At 49.3% G+C, this 17451-nt stretch carries 14 protein-coding genes, 1 tRNA gene and 1 other annotated feature; of the genes, 1 reads left to right on the forward strand and 14 read right to left on the reverse strand.

Features of this window, described 5'->3' with window-relative positions:
- Positions 1-17 precede the first annotated feature (17 nt).
- From thrC to DW642_RS01335, 6 genes are all read right to left on the reverse strand, one after another.
- Positions 18-1502: a threonine synthase gene (gene thrC, locus DW642_RS01310; RefSeq protein WP_055266623.1), complete on the reverse strand. Its 1485-nt coding sequence runs from the start codon at positions 1500-1502 to the stop codon at positions 18-20.
- 209 nt (positions 1503-1711) lie between these two features.
- Complete coding sequence (locus DW642_RS01315) at positions 1712-2314, reverse strand: hypothetical protein (RefSeq protein WP_117509030.1); 603 nt, start codon at positions 2312-2314, stop codon at positions 1712-1714.
- A gap of 15 nt (positions 2315-2329) precedes the next feature.
- The gene (locus DW642_RS01320; RefSeq protein WP_199596428.1) at positions 2330-3991 is read right to left on the reverse strand and encodes a 2-isopropylmalate synthase; all 1662 of its coding nucleotides are present in this window, start codon (positions 3989-3991) and stop codon (positions 2330-2332) included.
- A gap of 100 nt (positions 3992-4091) precedes the next feature.
- Positions 4092-4355, reverse strand: a binding site (T-box leader).
- 125 nt (positions 4356-4480) lie between these two features.
- A complete protein-coding gene (locus DW642_RS01325; protein ID WP_158554951.1) occupies positions 4481-4942 on the reverse strand; it encodes an extracellular solute-binding protein in 462 nt (153 codons plus the stop codon).
- A gap of 300 nt (positions 4943-5242) precedes the next feature.
- Positions 5243-6271 (reverse strand): LacI family DNA-binding transcriptional regulator, encoded by a 1029-nt coding sequence (locus tag DW642_RS01330; protein ID WP_117509033.1) that lies wholly within the window; start codon positions 6269-6271, stop codon positions 5243-5245.
- 95 nt (positions 6272-6366) lie between these two features.
- Positions 6367-6440, reverse strand: a tRNA-Pro gene (locus DW642_RS01335).
- Positions 6441-6705: 265 nt separating this feature from the next.
- Between DW642_RS01335 and DW642_RS01340 the strand changes: the two genes are divergently transcribed.
- Positions 6706-7062 carry a sporulation initiation factor Spo0A C-terminal domain-containing protein gene (locus DW642_RS01340; protein WP_022462283.1) on the forward strand — a complete coding sequence of 119 codons (357 nt, stop codon included), beginning with the start codon at positions 6706-6708 and terminating at the stop codon, positions 7060-7062.
- Positions 7063-7219: 157 nt separating this feature from the next.
- Here the strand turns inward: DW642_RS01340 and ilvC are convergent, their stop codons facing one another.
- The 8 genes from ilvC to pheS all read right to left on the reverse strand — a co-directional run bounded on the left by ilvC (position 7220) and on the right by pheS (position 17395).
- Positions 7220-8239 carry a ketol-acid reductoisomerase gene (gene ilvC / locus DW642_RS01345; RefSeq protein WP_055226438.1) on the reverse strand — a complete coding sequence of 340 codons (1020 nt, stop codon included), beginning with the start codon at positions 8237-8239 and terminating at the stop codon, positions 7220-7222.
- 157 nt (positions 8240-8396) lie between these two features.
- Positions 8397-8903: an acetolactate synthase small subunit gene (ilvN, locus tag DW642_RS01350; RefSeq protein WP_055226439.1), complete on the reverse strand. Its 507-nt coding sequence runs from the start codon at positions 8901-8903 to the stop codon at positions 8397-8399.
- Positions 8904-9024: 121 nt separating this feature from the next.
- Positions 9025-10827 (reverse strand): glycoside hydrolase family 2 protein, encoded by a 1803-nt coding sequence (locus DW642_RS01355; protein WP_117509034.1) that lies wholly within the window; start codon positions 10825-10827, stop codon positions 9025-9027.
- Between the two features lie 107 nt (positions 10828-10934).
- Positions 10935-11879, reverse strand: a complete 945-nt coding sequence (locus DW642_RS01360; RefSeq protein WP_022462279.1) for an AEC family transporter — start codon at positions 11877-11879, stop codon at positions 10935-10937.
- Positions 11876-12901 (reverse strand): aldo/keto reductase, encoded by a 1026-nt coding sequence (locus DW642_RS01365; protein WP_117509035.1) that lies wholly within the window; start codon positions 12899-12901, stop codon positions 11876-11878. Before DW642_RS01365 ends, DW642_RS01360 begins: the two co-directional genes overlap by 4 nt.
- A 318-nt stretch (positions 12902-13219) precedes the next feature.
- Complete coding sequence (locus tag DW642_RS01370) at positions 13220-13867, reverse strand: histidine phosphatase family protein (protein ID WP_117509036.1); 648 nt, start codon at positions 13865-13867, stop codon at positions 13220-13222.
- 5 nt (positions 13868-13872) lie between these two features.
- Positions 13873-16317: a phenylalanine--tRNA ligase subunit beta gene (gene pheT, locus DW642_RS01375; protein ID WP_117509037.1), complete on the reverse strand. Its 2445-nt coding sequence runs from the start codon at positions 16315-16317 to the stop codon at positions 13873-13875.
- A gap of 31 nt (positions 16318-16348) precedes the next feature.
- Positions 16349-17395 carry a phenylalanine--tRNA ligase subunit alpha gene (gene pheS / locus DW642_RS01380; RefSeq protein ID WP_022461828.1) on the reverse strand — a complete coding sequence of 349 codons (1047 nt, stop codon included), beginning with the start codon at positions 17393-17395 and terminating at the stop codon, positions 16349-16351.
- Positions 17396-17451: the final 56 nt, after the last annotated feature.

Below are 17451 nucleotides of genomic sequence, written 5' to 3' on the forward strand. Positions count from 1 at the left end.
TCTGCTCCTGCTTTATCTTATTTCAAAAACGCCCGAACAGTCTCCGGCATCTGATCTACATCACACTCTGTCGTATGAAGCACCGGTGCAGTACGGATTTCTTCGATCGCACGCGGAATCTCGGTATTGGCAAGTGCAGACAGCTTGTCTACCTGCTCCAGTACCGGAAGGGTGTCATACTCCGGTGCAATCGCTGCAAGAACGCTGCTTGTAAATTTATACGGACTTGCGGTAGATGCGATGACGGTCTTGGTTTCGTCATAGGTTTCCTCGCGGTATTTTCCGTATACAGCCGCTGCAACCGCGGTATGGGTATCAATCACATATCCGGTATCGCTGTACAGTTTTGCAATCGCGTCTGCTGTCTCCTGTTCGGATGCATAATTGCCGTAGAAGTCTGCCAGCTCTTTTTTCATCGCATCGGTGATCTCATATTTTCCGTCCTTTGCAAGATCCTGCATCAGCTCGCGGTCTGCTGCTTCGCTGTTTCCGGCGATGCGGTAGATCAGACGCTCCAGATTGCTCGAGATCAGGATATCCATGGACGGTGATGTTGTCAGAATAAAGTCTCTGTTTCTGTCGTAAACGCCGGTGCGGAAGAAGTCAAACAGAACTTTGTTCTCATTGGAAGCGCAGATCAGTTTTGCGATCGGCAGTCCCATCTGTTTTGCATAGAATGCTGCGAGAATATTTCCGAAGTTTCCGGTCGGAACGGTTACATTGATCTTTTCTCCGTCTGCAATCTCTCCGTTTTTCACCAGGTTTGCGTAAGCATATACGTAGTAGACGACCTGCGGAACGAGTCTTCCGATGTTGATCGAGTTTGCAGAGCTGAACTGGAAACCTTTATCTGCCAGCTCTTTTCCAAGCTCTTTGTCGTTAAACATTTTCTTCACGCCGGTCTGTGCGTCGTCGAAGTTTCCGTGGATGGCAACAACGTGGGTATTTTTGCCCTTCTGTGTTACCATCTGTTTTTCCTGAATCGGGCTTACGCCGTTCTTCGGGTAAAATACAATAATTCTGGTGCCCGGCACATCTGCAAAGCCTGCCATTGCTGCTTTTCCGGTATCTCCAGATGTAGCAGTTAAGATGACGATCTCATTTTTCACGCCGTTTTTCTTTGCGGCGGTCGTCATCAGATGCGGCAGAATGGAAAGTGCCATGTCCTTGAACGCGATCGTTGCGCCGTGGAACAGCTCCAGATAGTAAACACCGTCTGCTTTTGTCAGCGGTGCAATTTCCTCTGTGTCAAATTTTGCATCGTATGCGTTTGCAATACAGTTTTTCAGTTCATCTTCTGTAAAGTCGGTAAGAAAACGGCTCATTACCTCGTATGCTACTTCCTGATAGCTCATAGCCGCAAGTTTTTCCATGGGAACATCCAGTGCTGGAATGGAGGTCGGTACAAATAATCCGCCGTCGTCGGACAGACCCTTTAAGATTGCCCGGGATGCAGTTACGGTTTCTCCATTGCCTCTGGTACTTTTGTATAATACTTCCATGCTCTTTCTCTCCTTCACTTTGACTCCCGGCAGAGCCTCTCTGACTCCCGGCCGGATACGTTTCAGATTAGTTTTACCTGTACGCTTCCTTTTATTATAATGGATGAAGTATGAAAAAACAACAAAAATATACAAAAAATGACTGTGCACAAAAATGCACAGCCATTTTCCACCATTCTGCCAAAATATTTTTTGTCAGAATGTATGATTTAATTTTCGTCGGACTCCTCCGTTTTTGCTTCGCCTTCTTCCAGGGCCGGGGATTCTGCTGCTTCTTCCAGGGCAAGCGCCTCTTCCTCTTTTTCCGCATTTTCTGCGATTTTGTCTTCCGCCCAGGTCACAAACGCTGCTGCTTCTCCGATCTCAAAGCGTTTCTTGTCAAGAAAAGTACTTCTACCGCCGATGGTGATACGGATATAGTTGTCAAACTCCGTGACCTTTGCCAGCTGCTCCAGCGGAATATCGGTGCTTCTGCCCTCTTTTTCGTATGTCATCGTGAGCACATGCTCCGTAAAACGAAGGGTACGTTCTCCGAGAAGGCCTTTCTTTTTGCATTTTTTCATCTGCGAACGGGCCATCAGATTCGGCAGAAACGTACACAGCAGTGCCATCAGGACAGAAATTCCCAGATTGAAGAAATCGCCCGGCAGAACGGATCCGCGGGTCACTGCACCGTAGATCATGAAGAGAATGGCAGCCGCAACAGCAAGACCGGTGATGATCCGCAGCACGAGCAGCACTTTTTTCATTTCGGTGCGGTAAATCTCCACAAACAGCTCTTTGGTATATTCGATTTTGTTTTTAAACAGCATATTCTCTCTCTTTTCTTATCGGTTGTTGATTGCAGTTACCAGCGCATCGATGGAAGCACGGATGATATCCGGGTCTACGCCTGCACCCCAGGAAAGTGTTCCGTCCGGCTTCTTGATGCCGACATAGGCGATCGCACGGGATTTGGAACTCTGCTCTAAAGCATGCTCCGTATAGCTGACCAGATCATACTGCAGATTGTACTGCTGTTTCAGCGCGTTGCTGACTGCGTTCAGACGGCCGTTTCCTTCTGCAAATACGGTTGTATACTCGCCGCCCTCATAGTTGGAAGTAACCTGTGCTTCAATTCTGCCCGCATCAAGCTGTTTAAAGTGAACGCCGTTGATGTTATACGGTGTGGTTACGTTCTCGAAGCTGTCCTTGAAGAGTTCAAAGATTTCATCCGGACGCAGCTCTTTATGCAGATGATCGGAAACGGATTTTGCGGTATAGCTCATAGCCTCGCGCATCTTCGCCGGCAGATTCAGGCCGTATTTCGTCTCCAGAATATAGCCGACACCGCCCTTTCCAGACTGGCTGTTGATGCGGATGACGTCTGCATCGTAGTTTCTTCCGATATCGGTCGGATCGATCGGCAGATACGGAACGGTCCAGGTATCCGGTGCTTTCTCCTCGATCCAGTGCATGCCTTTTGCGATCGCATCCTGATGGGAACCGGAGAAGGCTGCAAATACGAGAGATCCGCAGTACGGGCTTCTCGGGTTGATGCTCATACCGGTGAAGGATTCAAATGCATGGCAGAGTTTCGGCATATCGGAGAAGTCAAGCTCCGGATTGACGCCCTGCATGTACATGTTCATGCCGACCGTGATAATATCCACGTTTCCGGTTCTCTCGCCGTTTCCGAACAGCGTTCCCTCGATACGGTCTGCTCCGGCAAGGATACCCATCTCTGCATCGGAAACGCCGCAGCCGCGGTCATTGTGCGGATGAAGGGAAAGAACGACATTATCGCGGTATTTCAGGTTTTTGCTCATATATTCCACCTGGCTTGCATAAACGTGCGGCATGGAAAGCTCCACGGTGCTCGGCAGGTTGATGATGGCTTTGCGGTCTGCAGTCGGCTGCCATACGTCGAGAACGGCGTTGCACACCTCAAGCGCATATTCCGGCTCGGTTCCGGTAAAGCTCTCCGGGCTGTACTCGAAGCGGTATTTCTCGCCGGCCTCTTCTGTCAGCTCTTTTAAGAGCTTCGCTCCCTCAACGGCGATTTTCAGGATGTCTTCTTTCGACTTTTTGAAGACCTGCTGACGCTGTGCATAGGAAGTGGAATTGTAAACGTGAACGATAGCATTCTTGCAGCCCTTTAATGCCTTGAAGGTCTTGCGGATGATATGCTCTCTCGCCTGGGTCAAAACCTGAACGGTTACGTCTTCCGGGATCAGATCCTGCTCGATCAGGGTGCGGAGAAACTCATATTCGGTCTCGGATGCTGCCGGGAAGCCAACCTCGATCTCTTTGAAACCAACTTCCACAAGAAGTTTGAAGAACTCTACCTTCTGTTCCAGGCTCATCGGAATGACAAGCGCCTGGTTTCCGTCACGCAAGTCAACGCTGCACCATACCGGTGCTTTCTCGATGCTGTCTTTTTTTGCCCAGTCCATGCACGGAACCGGCGGCATATAGTACTGTTTCTGATACTTCTTTACATTCATCATGATTTTCTCCTCTCAGAAAGTGAAATATAATTTATTCTGCCGACATAAATTCGGGATGAAAGCATAAAAAAATCTCTCATCTTCTGTGTCGGCTTCTGACACAAGAGACGAAAGACTTGCTATCTTACGCGGTACCACTCCTGTTTTACAGAGATTTTCTCTGTACACTCTGCGGATACGGATGAAACATCTGCATATCCTGCCCCTCTAACGGTGGGTTTCCGTCTGCACCTACTCTTTTTATTCTAAATTTGGGAGCAGCGGCTCTGAGGTCAGTTCCACGGAATTCGTCTGCTGTTTCGCATCACCCAACAGCTTTCTGGATTCGGAAGCTCCATGTAGTATTCCTCTTCTTTGCCTTTTTCCTAACTTGGCTCTTATGTTACCATTTTTCTCCATCTCTGTCAAGCGCAAAACGCAGGATTCCGTAAAAATACACCCGCCGGAAAGGAGGCTCCGGCGGGTGCTCTAACACATGATTTCGTTGTTTTATTTGTTGTACTCTTCCAGGTATTTCTGGTAATCCTCTACCTGTTTTCCGTGGATTTCCTTGAGCTCATCCAGCTCATCCAGTGTAGTCGGAACAGCCAGTCCTAAGTTGTCCAGCCAGTCTTTCCGGATCCACAGAGTCTCACATGCCGGCTCTGCAACGTCGCCCGGGATACGGTAAATTCCGTTGTCTCCGGATGCATAGAACATAACGCCAGGATCTACGCTGTTGTAGTAGTCAACCATGTTGGTGTATTTCTTCATATACGGAGAAACATCCATCAGAAGGCCTGCGTCTACCCATTTCGTATAGTCAGCTTCCATGTTCCACCACCAGATGATGTCCGGTCGCTGTGTCTCATCGCCCATCAGAAGGGAAATTTTGGATGTTGCATCCGACCAGCCCGGCAGTGCGATGATATCGATATCCAGGTTGCAGCGGTCCTCCGTCCATTCCTGCATTTCGCTCTCTCCCTTCCTTCCGGCGATATAATGCATTATTTTGCACTATTATTTTTTAATGTGTGATATTAACGAGGTTTTTATTCTTGCGTTTTTGTCATTTTTGTTCAGTTTAGCTTTCCTTAAATGCACCATTTTGCATTATTAATTAGTGTTTTTCTACATGGCATTTATGCACGAATTTGAATCATCGCAAAAAGGGAGCCGGAAACGCCCCGGCAGACGGTTTTTCTTCTCGTCCGCCGGGGCGTCCCTGGCTTTCTTTCTTTGTTCACTTTTTCCTGTTTTTTCTATTTCTTTCTATCCCTGGCGCTTGCACGAGGAACGGCGCACCACAACCTCCCCCGAAACGAGAATCCGTTCTTTCGGCGCTTCCGGGTGCTCCTCCCGCCATAAAAATTCATGCACCATACGGCGGCCAAGCCACTTCGTATCGACATGAACGGTTGAGAAGAACGGATACAGCATCCGGTCCTCATCATCATCAAATCCGGTCAGTGCCACATCCTCCGGCACGCGCACGCCGATTTTCCGGAAGGATTCTGTCAATCTTTTGGCGATCATATCGTTGCCGCAGACAATCGCTTCCGGCAGTGTATCGTAGCTCGCCACAATCTTGTCAAAATTTTCCGGGTAATAAAAATGATCGCTCTCCATATTGGGGCGCACAAGCTCCTCATCGAGCGGAATGCCCGCCTGTTCCATCGCTGCAAGGAAACCGACATACCGGTCATGCATCGACTCATACGTGCTGCTGTGCTCACTTAGGAAACCGATCCGCGTCATGCCCTGCCCGATCAGATGGGACGTCAGAAGACTCACCGGCTGCACACCGTCCACACGCACGATATCGCCCATTGACCGCTGTTCGATGCCGCAGTAATGGTCGAGCTGAAAGATGCGGTAACCCAGATTTACCAGTTTCTGCATATATTCCGGCGGCAGCATTTTAATGCAGAAGATCGCATCGATATTTTCATTCAGGCCGAGCGGCAGAATGCCGTTCTCCTCCTCCCGCTCCGTCACGACCGCAACGCGCGTCTGACAGTTATTGAGGCTCGCCTCCTCGGAGATGCCGCTCACGACACGGTCCCAATAAACAGCGGCATCCCGCGTACGCAGAACCATAATATTGTAATGCTTCTCCTGCGGTGCCCGAACTTCTTCCACATATACATTTTCGCCCAGATAGCCATTTCTTTTCGCCATCCGAAGAACTCTCTCCCGCGTCACCGGAGCTACCTTCGGATCATCCTTTAATGCCATGGCAACCGTATTCCGGGACAATCCCAGCTCCTTTGCCATACTCTGTATCGTTACTTTCCCCATAACTTCCTCCCTGTTTTTTCTGCGCAATTCATTTTTCTTCCGCACACGTCTTTGTCCGTAAGAAAAAAAGTGCCGTAAAACGACACTCTTACCGATCGGGGCAACAGGATTTGAACCTGCGACCTCACGGCCCCCAGCCGTGCGCGCTACCAAGCTACGCCATACCCCGTAATCATGTTTTCATTATACCAGCGAACTTCTGAAAAATCAATGTTATTTTTCCCTCTCCCGTTTCATTACATTTATTTCTTTATTTCGTGTCATATTCTCTTTTATTTTACTATATTGTCACTTTTTCTTTCTGAATATGTAATTTTTCGACGTTTTCCACGTATCATAAGTGAAAGGGGAAAATCGTATGCCATACAAACTTTCACCTCTGGCATGCCCGTCTGCAAAGACTATGTAAAAACTGAATAAAAGGAGACATCGTAATGGAAACTGAAATTTACTTTCTACTACACTCTTTAGGAATTGGTGCAAAATACCGCGGATTTCGCTATCTCGCCTATGGTATCGCTTTATGCATGGAAGACGAAGATTATCTCCTTCGGGTCAGCAAAACGCTGTACCCAAAGATCGCGCAAACGTTTCAGGTATCGTCCTCCTGCGTCGAACGAGACATCCGCACCGCTATTTCCGTCTGCTGGACCCGCGGAAACCGTGATCTGCTCTTTTCGCTTTCTGTGCATCCGGTTCTGACAAAACCGACCAATTCCGAATTTTTTGATATTTTAAGTTCTTATATCAAATACTACCGTGCTTTTCCTGCCTGTCGTCAGGAGGCATAAAAAAAACGAATACAGAAAAGATAACACTTCCGCGCCCTATCATATTGGGGGATATGCATGGCGCGGAAGTGTTTTTTCTATGATAAAACGATAGAACAAAAAAGGAGACTGCCCGCAAAGGCAGCCTCCCGATATGGATCATTTGACAGCAAACCGATTAGTTATTGATCAGTTTGTCCTCGTTGCTCCAGCTGTACAGTTTTCTGACTTCTTCTCCGACTTTCTCTGACGGATGCTCTGCAGCTTTTCTTCTCATTGCACGGAAGTGAGCCTGTCCGCCTGCTGGGGACATATCCAGAAGGAAGTCTTTTGCGAAAGTACCATCCTGGATATCGGAAAGGATCTTCTTCATGGTCTTCTTGGTTTCTTCTGTGATGATCTTCGGTCCGGTGATGTAATCGCCATACTCTGCTGTATTGGAGATAGAGTATCTCATTCCTGCGAATCCGGACTGGTAGATCAGATCTACGATCAGTTTCATCTCATGGATACACTCAAAATATGCATTTCTCGGGTCGTATCCGGCTTCGCACAGAGTCTCAAATCCAGCCTGCATCAGGGCGCATACACCGCCGCAGAGAACTGCCTGCTCACCGAACAGGTCTGTTTCTGTCTCTGTTCTGAAGGTTGTCTCCAGAAGACCAGCTCTTGCTCCGCCGATTCCAAGGCCGTAAGCCAGTGCTCTGTCCAGAGCTTTTCCGGTGTAATCCTGCTCAACAGCAACCAGGCAAGGAGTTCCTTTGCCAGCCTGATACTCGCTTCTTACTGTGTGGCCAGGTGCTTTCGGAGCGATCATAGCTACATCTACGTTCTTCGGAGGTACGATCTGTCCGAAGTGGATAGCGAAACCATGAGCGAACATCAGCATGTTGCCCTCTTCCAGGTTTGGCTCGATATCTTTTTTGTACATTGCAGCCTGTTTCTCATCGTTGATCAGGATCATGATGATATCAGCCTGTTTTGCAGCCTCAGCAGCGGTATATACTTTGAATCCCTGTGCCTCTGCTTTTGCCCAGGATTTGCTGCCTTCATAAAGTCCAATAATAACATCACAGCCGGAATCTTTCAGGTTCAGTGCATGAGCATGTCCCTGGCTTCCGTAGCCGATAATTGCGATTTTTTTGCCTTCCAGTAAAGAGAGATTACAATCTTCCTGATAAAAAAGTCTTGCTGCCATTTTATTTTCCTCCATATATATAGAATGTATTGACCGGCGGCAGGTCGGTCAATTTATACAGCGAAAAGCATTTCTGCCTTTTGCTGTTTGTCAGGGAAATGAACTTTTCTATACAAAAATTTCATTCCTCTAGCAAACGTATGTAATGTGATCTGCGTTAATCGAGGTAACGCACATCGTGGACTCCTCTGGAGAGTCCTGTCACTCCTGTTCTGGCCAGTTCCAGGATTTCGTATCCCTGTACCAGATTCAGGAACCCTTCGAGCTTTGACTGGTTTCCGGTCAGCTCTACAATCAGGCTTTCCTGTCCCACATCCACGATTCTTCCACGGAAGACATCGGAGATGGCGATGACATTGCGGCGTTCATTTTCATTCACACGGATTTTGACCAGCATCAGCTCTCGTCTGACACTCTCGTCCGGCTTCAGCTCTTTGATATCCCGCACATCGACAAGTTTTGCCAGCTGTTTTTTGATCTGCTCCAGAATCATTTCATCACTGCAGTACAGAACAACAGTCATTCTTGTGTATCGCGGGTCTGCTGTCACACCGGCGGTGATCGTCTCGATATTGTATCCGCGTCGGCTGAAAAGACCAGCTACTCTGCTTAAAAGTCCCGGCGTATTATCCACCAGCAGGGATAATGTTCTTTTCTGTTCCATAAACACCAACTTTCCTCCATCCGCAGGCGCCGCGGATTTTCAGCAATTTCTTACAACTTCCAACGCCTTATCCAATATATTAGCAACTTATCCTCGCTTTGTCAACAAAAATTTTACCAAATTATTCTTTTTGGCAAAAATCTTTTGCTTCCTGTGGTTCCCATTTGCGCACCTTCCGGTCATACGTAAGGATGCCGTTCGACTCCTCCTCGACATCGGTAAGCTGTGTGTAGACTGCTGCGGCAAGTCCCTGTTCTGTGAGTTCTCTTATCTTTTCTGCCAGTGCATCCATCGCTTTCTGGTACTGTGCCTGGTTCTGGTATGTGCGGTAGCCGAACGATTTTTCGGAGTAGAGATGCTCCTGTACCGGATACGTATAGCCGCCGTATTCAGAAAAAGCAAACGCGCGCTCCTCCGGTTTTACTTTTAACGGACGAAAGTAATTGTGAAGGCTCTTGATGTCCCCCGCTCCCTGATCGTACCAGCCGCTCGCGTGGTCGATCTGCCGCGTCGGATCGAGAGTGCGCACCATTTCTGTCATCTCCCTGGCATCAAACTGTCCCCATCCCTCGTTGAACAGAACCCAGAGCGACACGCACGGTGCATTGTAAAGCTGATGAACCGTCTCGCGGCACTCCCGCTTCCACCACTCTCTTCCCGTTTTTGAGGTCCGCGAAAAGAGCGGATAACAGTTATCCCTGAATTCCGTTGTCACAAACGGCAGTACGGTCGGAAGGTACAAAAGGAACGTCTGGATCGACCGGCCGCCGCCGTTGATCATATCCTGCCACACCAGCATACCGATATGGTCGCAGTGGGAATACCATCTTGCGCACTCAACTTTCAGGTGTTTCCGGATCATATTGAAACCGAGGCGTTTGGCCGTCTTAATGTCATAAACCATCGCCTCATCGGACGGCGGCGTGTAGAGGCTTTCCGGCCAATAACCCTGGTCGAGGACACCGTTCTGGAAATACGGCTTTCCGTTTAAGAGAAGACGCGTGATTCCTTTCTCATCTTTTCCAATGCCGAATTTGCGCATGCCGAAATAACTCTCAATGCGGTCTTCTCCCGCTTCAATGGAAACCCCATAGAGATGCGGATGTTCCGGGCTCCAGCCTGCAAAATTACCGAGAATCAGCTCCGCCTCGTTTTCTCTCGTCTCCCGGACGCAGATCACCTTCGCATCCGGCGCTTCGCTCTCCCGCACCGTAATTTTTTTCGTCAGTCCCGCATCCGGTCCGTTGAGGAAAACCCGTACTTTTACGCTCGCCGTATCATATTCCGGCGTGATCACGATGCGTTCCAGATACGTCTCCGGCACCCATTCCATCCAGACGCTCTGCCAGATGCCGCTCTGCGCGGTGTAAAACATGCCGCCTGGGGTAAGGCTCTGCTTTCCGCGGCCCTTCCAGTCCGTGTCCGTCTCATCGCGCACCTTGACGGCAAGCTCGTTCTCTCCCGTTTTGAGATACGGCGTAAGATCCACTGAAAAAGAAAGATACCCGCCGAGATGGCCTCCGGCACGCTTTCCGTTGCAGTAAATTACCGCATCCTGATCCACGGCGCCGAACTGCAGCAGCAGCCGTTTTCCGGCAGGAATTTTGGGAAGCTGAATCGTGCGGAAGTACCACAGATATTCTTTTGGAAGCAGCTGCCGCTTCACGCCGGACGCATCGCACTCCGGGGAAAACGGAACGAGAATTTTTCCGTCCCGCTGTTTTGGCATTTTCTGCGTTTCCGTGAACGCATACTCCCACCATCCGTTCAGATTTGTCCAGTTTTCCCGGCGCATCTGCGGACGCGGATATTCCGGAAACGGGAGCTCTTCTTCTGGATTTTTCCCAAATTCCGTAGAAAGGCGGAATTTTTTTCCTTCCTTTTTTCCAATCTGTAATGCTTTGACCGCATTTTTGAAGTCCATTCTTTTCCCTCTTTTTCTGATTTTTATGATTGATAAAAGCGTGCCCGGACAAAATCCCGGACACGCTTTTGGTGTACTGAAAATCAACGCGGATATTCGCAATCCGGTTAGATAAACGCCAGCGTTTTCATCAGATACAGCCAGAACGTCAGCGTAAAGGCACTGCCGCACGTTGTGAGCATAACGGTGTTTGCCGTCAGACTTCCCTCATGACCCATATTTTTCGCCATGATAAAACTGCTCACCGTCGTTGCGGAACCCAGCATCACAAGGATTGCCACCAATTTTTCCTGACGGAAGCCAAGTATCACGGCGATCGGCAGAAAGACAGCTGCAAGACCGACCAGCTTAATCGCAGCTGCAGCAATCGACGGCCGGATATTCTTTGCCGCGCTCTTTGCCTCAAACGACGCACCCATCGCAATCAGGCCGAGCGGCGTTGCAAGTACCGCAATATTCTGCACCGTTTTCTGCAGAATCACCGGCTTTGGAATGCGAAGCACCGACCAGAGAAGTCCTGCAGCGATCCCGAGGATAATCGGGTTTGTCACGATATTTTTCGCCGTCTTTTTCACAAAATCTGCCGTGATCTCCTCCCGTTCCGGACGGAATACTGCAAGAACGACAACCGCCATGATATTATACAGCGGCACACTGCTGATGATCATCAGCGGCGCCATGCCGGAATTTCCGTAGATATTCTGGATAAAGGCAATACCAAGGATCGCCGCACTGCTCCGGTACGCCGCCTGGATAAATTCGCCTCTTGCACTTCTCTCTTTTAAGAGATGGGAAAGTCCCCATACCGCAAGAATTGAGAGCAGTGTTGCAAAGAAGCAGAACAGAACGAATTTGATATCCCACACAGCGGAGAAATCAGAATCCGACAGGTCCTGGAACAGCAGCACCGGGAGTGCGATTTTAAACACAAATTTGTTCATTTTGCTTGTGAACGATTCGTCCAGAATACCAACCTTTCGAAAGAAAAGTCCCAAAATCATTGTCAGGAAGATCGGCATCGTCGCGTTCAGGCTGAAGATCAGATTACTCATACCAGCGTTTTTCCTGCCAGTACATTTTTATAATCTTCGTAGTTCTCTTCGAGAAGCTTCGGCGTATTCAGACCGTAGGGACATTTCTTCATGCAGGCGCCGCAGTGGAGACAACCTTCGATTTTCTTCATCATCGCCTGGCCGCGCTCGGTGAGCTGGTTGGCGGACGGGGAACGGCGCAGAAGCAGGCTCATGCGCGCGCAGGTGTTAATCTCAACGCCTGCCGGACATGGCATACAGTAACCGCAGCCGCGGCAGAAGTTGCCGGAGAGCTCTTTCTGGTCTTTCTCGATGATCGCCTTGATTTCATCCGTCATGGCAGGCGGACAGGCAATGTAGCTTAAGAACTCGTCCAGCTCTTTTTCTCTCTGGACGCCCCAGATCGGAAGCACGTTGTCGTACTGGTCTTCAAAAGCATATGCAGCCGCGGAGTTTGTGATCAGCCCGCCCGAGAGCGCTTTCATTGCGATAAAGCCGATATTTTTCTCTTTGCATCCCTGTACCAGTGCTTTCTCACGGTCCGTTGCCAGATAGCAGAACGGGAACTGCAGCGTCTCATAAAGACCGGACTCAATGATCTCCTCTGCCACGCTCATGCGGTGGTTCGTGATACCGATGTGGCGGATTTTTCCCTGTGCTTTTGCTTCCAGCATCGCCTCATACAGGCCGGTTCCATCTCCCGGCTTAGGACAGAAGGACGGATTGTGGAACTGATAGATATCGATGTAATCCGTCTTCAAAAGGGAAAGGCTTGTCTCCAGATCCTTCCAGAAGCCCTCCACATCCTTTGCCATCGTCTTCGTAGAGATAAAGACCTTCTCACGCATTCCCTCAAACGCTGCGCCTAATTTTTCCTCGCTGTCGCTGTAGGCACGCGCGGTATCAAAAAAGCGGATGCCTCCGTCATACGCTTTGCGCAGCAGATAAACAGCGTCTTCTTTCGTGACACGCTGTACCGGCAGCGCGCCGAAGCCGTTCTTGTTTACACAGATTCCTGTACTTCCCAGTGTTACCATGGACATACTTATGTTCCTCCTTTTTCGCTTTCATTGTTTCAACTCATAGTCGGTATTTCACGGAGTCTGACATATCGAAAATAGTTCGACTGTGACTTGCATCATGTCAGTGGAGAATACCGATTTCTCTCCGCCCGCCACTGCCGTTATGTTTCTTTTAGCAATTCATCCCACCGCTTCAGAAACGGGGGACTTCTTGTCTACTGGTGTTAAAATCCGTTATTTCTATAGTATCACACTTTCTATCAGACGGCAAACGCGATTTAAAGAGGCAGGCACAAAGGGAAATACTTTCCTTTTATGTCTGCCTCTGAATATCATTTTTTATTTTACTTCTTTATAAAAGTTTACGCAGTCCGACGGATCATAATAGATTTTATTATCCGCAAGCAGCGTGGAAACACCGTTCTGTACTTCGATGATGCTGACCGCACAGTTGTACGGCACGCCGCCGTGCCAGAAGTCGTTCTTGTCTTCATAGACATTGCGCAGCAGCGCGCGCATGCAGCAGCCGTGGGTGGCGATCAGGATCGTCTTGTCCTGGAACTCCGGTTTTGCAGTCAGCTCATGATAGAACGCTTCTGCCCGGTCGCAGACCTCCTGGATCGTCTCTCCGTCTCCCGCCGGGCGGAAGTGGAACGGATCTCTGTAAAAATCGTCGAAGTGTTCAGACGGAATCTCAAAATTGTTTGCCCGGCATCCAAGCCCTTCCCAGGAGCCAAAGGAAAGCTCCATCAGGCGGTCGTCGGTCGTAAGCGGCACATTTCTGCCCGCAAGGACGAGCTCTGCCGTGTGCTTTGCGCGGCGCAGTGGACTGGAAATTCCAAGGTCAAACGGGATATTTTTCAGTCCTTCCGCCGTCACTTTCGCCAGACGGACACCGTTCTCATTCAGCTCGGTGTCCGTCTGGCCCTGCAGTCTGCCTTCTACGTTCCACGCGGTTTCACCGTGGCGCATGATATAAAGTTTCATAAAAATCAGCCTCTCAGTTCGATGTTGAACTCATTCTGCAGTTTCTTGCAGATCTTCTCGACAAATTTCTGTACTTTTTCGAAGTCAAATGCTTCTTCCTTCGGTGCAAAGGTGACGGTGAACGCCATGCTCTTCTTGCCTTCCGGAATCTGGCCGCCCTCGTAAACATCGAACAGACGGATCTCTTTTACGTATTTGTTTGCCTCGCGGATACAGTTCTCTACATCGCCGCAGCTGATGTTTTTGTCCATGACAAATGCCAGGTCACGTTTCTCCTCCTGGAATTTGGAGATCGGCTGGAAGGTGCGTTTTTTGCCGTACCATCTGGAGAGCTCTTTTAAGTCAAGCTCCATGATGTAAGCGGAAGCACGCATGCTCAGCTCGTTCTGGATATCATATGCTGCTTTTCCGAAGTATCCGATTTCTGTACCCTCGCAGAGTACTTTCACTGCCTGATACGGATGCAGGAAGGATTTCTGAACCGGCTCGTAGGTGAACTCAATGTCCATGCTCTCGGCGATGGTGTTGGCGATGCCCTTCATAGTGAAGAAGCTCTCGTTGTTTCCGAAGGTTCCGACACAGAGAACTTTTCTCTCATCCGGGTAGGATGTCAGTGGCAGGGACTCCGGAATATAGATGCTTGCTACCTCGAACAGTCTTCCCTCAAGAGTACCCTGTTTCTCATTTCTGGAAATGGCATTCAGCATGGAAGCTGCCAGTGTGGTACGCATCAGGGACAGATCCTGGTTGATCGGGTTGATGATCTCGATGGCATTTCTCTCTTTTGCGTCTGCAGGCAGTTTCAAAAGATCCAGATCTGCAGGAGAGAAGAAGGAGTAATGCATGCACTCGTAGATACCCATGGTGCATAAGGTATTCTTCAGTGCCAGCTCGCCTTTCTGCTCTTCATTGTAGCCGCCCATCGTTACCTGTGCAGCGGAAAGGAAGGTATCTGTTACGTGGTCGTAGCCGTACATACGGATGACTTCCTCTGCCACATCCGGGTAACGCTCTACATCGTTTTCGCCCTCCGGCAGCATATCCTCACGGTAAGCCGGTACCTGAATGGTCAGCTCATCGCCGTTGATTTCCGGTGCAAAGTTCAGATTTTTCATAATGCGGAGAATCTCTGCTTCCGGAACTTCGATACCGAGTACGCCGTTTACTTTGCTGACACTGACGGTCATCGGAGTCGGATCGATGGAGTTTCCGGTGTTCACATCGAAATGGGTACGGGAAACTTTACCGCAGCCGAGCTCTTCCATCAGGTGCAGCGCACGTTTCATACCAAGAACGGCAGAATACTCATCTACGCCTTTCTCATATCTTGCGCTGGCATCCGTTGCTTTTCCAAGTGCACGGGCTGTCTTTCTGACGTTGTCGCGTGCGAATTTTGCGGACTCAAACATAACGGCCTCTGTCGTGTCGCGGATCTCGGAGTTTAATCCTCCCATGACACCGGCAAGTGCAACCGGTTTTACGCCGTCGCAGATCACGAGGTTGTTCTCATTCATTGTGTATTCCTGCTCATCGAGGGTCACAATCTTTTCATTTTCTTTTGCTCTTCTGACACAGATTTCATTGCCTTCCAGATAAGAGCAGTCAAAAGCATGCATCGGCTGGCCGATCTCTTTTAAGACGTAGTTTGTGATATCAACCACGTTGGAGATCGCGGACATGCCGACGAGTGCCAGACGGCGTTTCATCCATGCCGGGGACTCTCCGATTTTTACGTCATATACGTAATGAGCGCTGTAACGCGGGCAGAGTTCCGGAGCTTCCACGCGGACAGAGAAGCCTTCTTTTTCCACATCCGTCTCGGTGTAATCGGTTGCCGGCATTTTTAAAGGTTTTTCCAGCATCGCCGATACTTCTCTTGCGATACCGAGGATACTCTGGCAGTCTGGTCTGTTTGCAGTCAGGGAGATATCAAAGATCCAGTCGTCAAGACCTGTCAGCTCTTTGACATCTGCGCCAAGCTCGGCATCTTCCGGCAGAACAAGCAGTCCGTTGTAGCCTGCGCCCGGGTACAAATCCTCGGTAAGGCCGAGCTCCACGCCGGAGCAGAGCATTCCGCAGGACTCATATCCTCTTAATTTTCCTTTTTTGATGGTCATAACACCCTCGATGGTCTTATGATCCTTTGCTGTTGCATAAACAGAAGCGCCAGGAAGGGCAACCGGGAATTTTCCGCCGGTGTGCACGTTGTCTGCGCCGCAGCAGATCTGCATGGCGCCGTGTTCTCCTGCATTTACCTGGCACACATGAAGATGGGTCTCCGGAATCGGCTCGCAGCCCTCCACCAGACCGACAACAACATTGCTGATGTCTTTTCCCACTTGATAACGCTCTTCTACTTCAAAACCGCCGTCGAACAGTTTTTTCTCCAGTTCTTCCGGGGTAACATCGATATCTACATATTCTTTCAGCCAACTTAACGGTACTAACATATTAAACCTCCAAATTCAAACTGTTTCGTCTTTATTTCTCGTTAATCTGATTTAAAACCCGCAGATCGGAACCGAATAACAGTTTGATGTTGTTGATTCCGTATTTCAGCATGGCGATACGCTCCAGGCCGATACCAAAAGCGAAGCCGCTGTACTCTTCTGAATCAATGCCGCAGTTCTCCAGCACACGTTTGTTTACGATACCTGCTCCAAGGACCTCGATCCAGCCGGTTCCCTTGCAGAGGCTGCATCCTTTTCCGCCGCAGGCGAAGCAGCTGCAGTCTACCTCAACGGACGGCTCCGTGAACGGGAAGTAAGACGGACGAAGACGGGTTGTGGTTCCCTCGCCGTAGATCTTCTGTACGAGTACGTCGAGCATTCCTTTCAGGTCGCAGAGGGTGATGTTTTTGTCGACAACGAGTCCCTCCATCTGATGGAACATCGGAGAATGGGTTGCGTCGTCATCAGACCGAAAAACACGTCCCGGGGAAAGGATCTTGATCGGCGGCTTTTTGTTTTCCATGACATGAATCTGGCCTGCCGATGTCTGGGTACGAAGCAGGAATTCCGGGGAGAGATAGAAAGTATCCTGCATATCTCTTGCCGGGTGATCCTGTGGTGTATTCAGTGCAGTAAAGTTGTAGTAATCGGTCTCGATTTCTCTTCCCTCGTATACCTCAAAGCCCATGCCTGCAAAGATGTCGATGAGCTGTTTGCGGATCAGGGTAACCGGATGAAGGTTTCCGATCGCTGTCTCTTCTGCCGGAAGGGTCAGGTCGATTTTCTCGGACTCATATTTCTTCTGCAGCTCGCGCTCTTTCATCTCCTCTTCCACTTTCTGGAAGCGGCCAAGCGCCCACTCTTTTAACTCATTGACGGATTTACCGTAGTTTGCGCGCTCTTCCGGGGCAATGTTTTTCATTTCTTTCATCAGCCCGCTGATCTTACTTTTCTTTCCTTCCAGATACTCGCTCTTAAATTCATACAGTTCTTTGGAGCTTTTCAGCTCTTCCAGTCCATTTTCAATCTTCTGTTTTAATTCAGACAGATGGCCGGTTAATACACTTTTTTCCTGCATTTGACTCTCCTACTTTCTTTTTCTTGCTTGTTTGATGGTAAATGTGAAAAACAGTC

The sequence above is a fragment of the Blautia sp. AM23-13AC genome, assembly GCF_003435675.1.
In the GTDB taxonomy this organism is placed as follows: domain Bacteria; phylum Bacillota; class Clostridia; order Lachnospirales; family Lachnospiraceae; genus Fusicatenibacter; species Fusicatenibacter saccharivorans.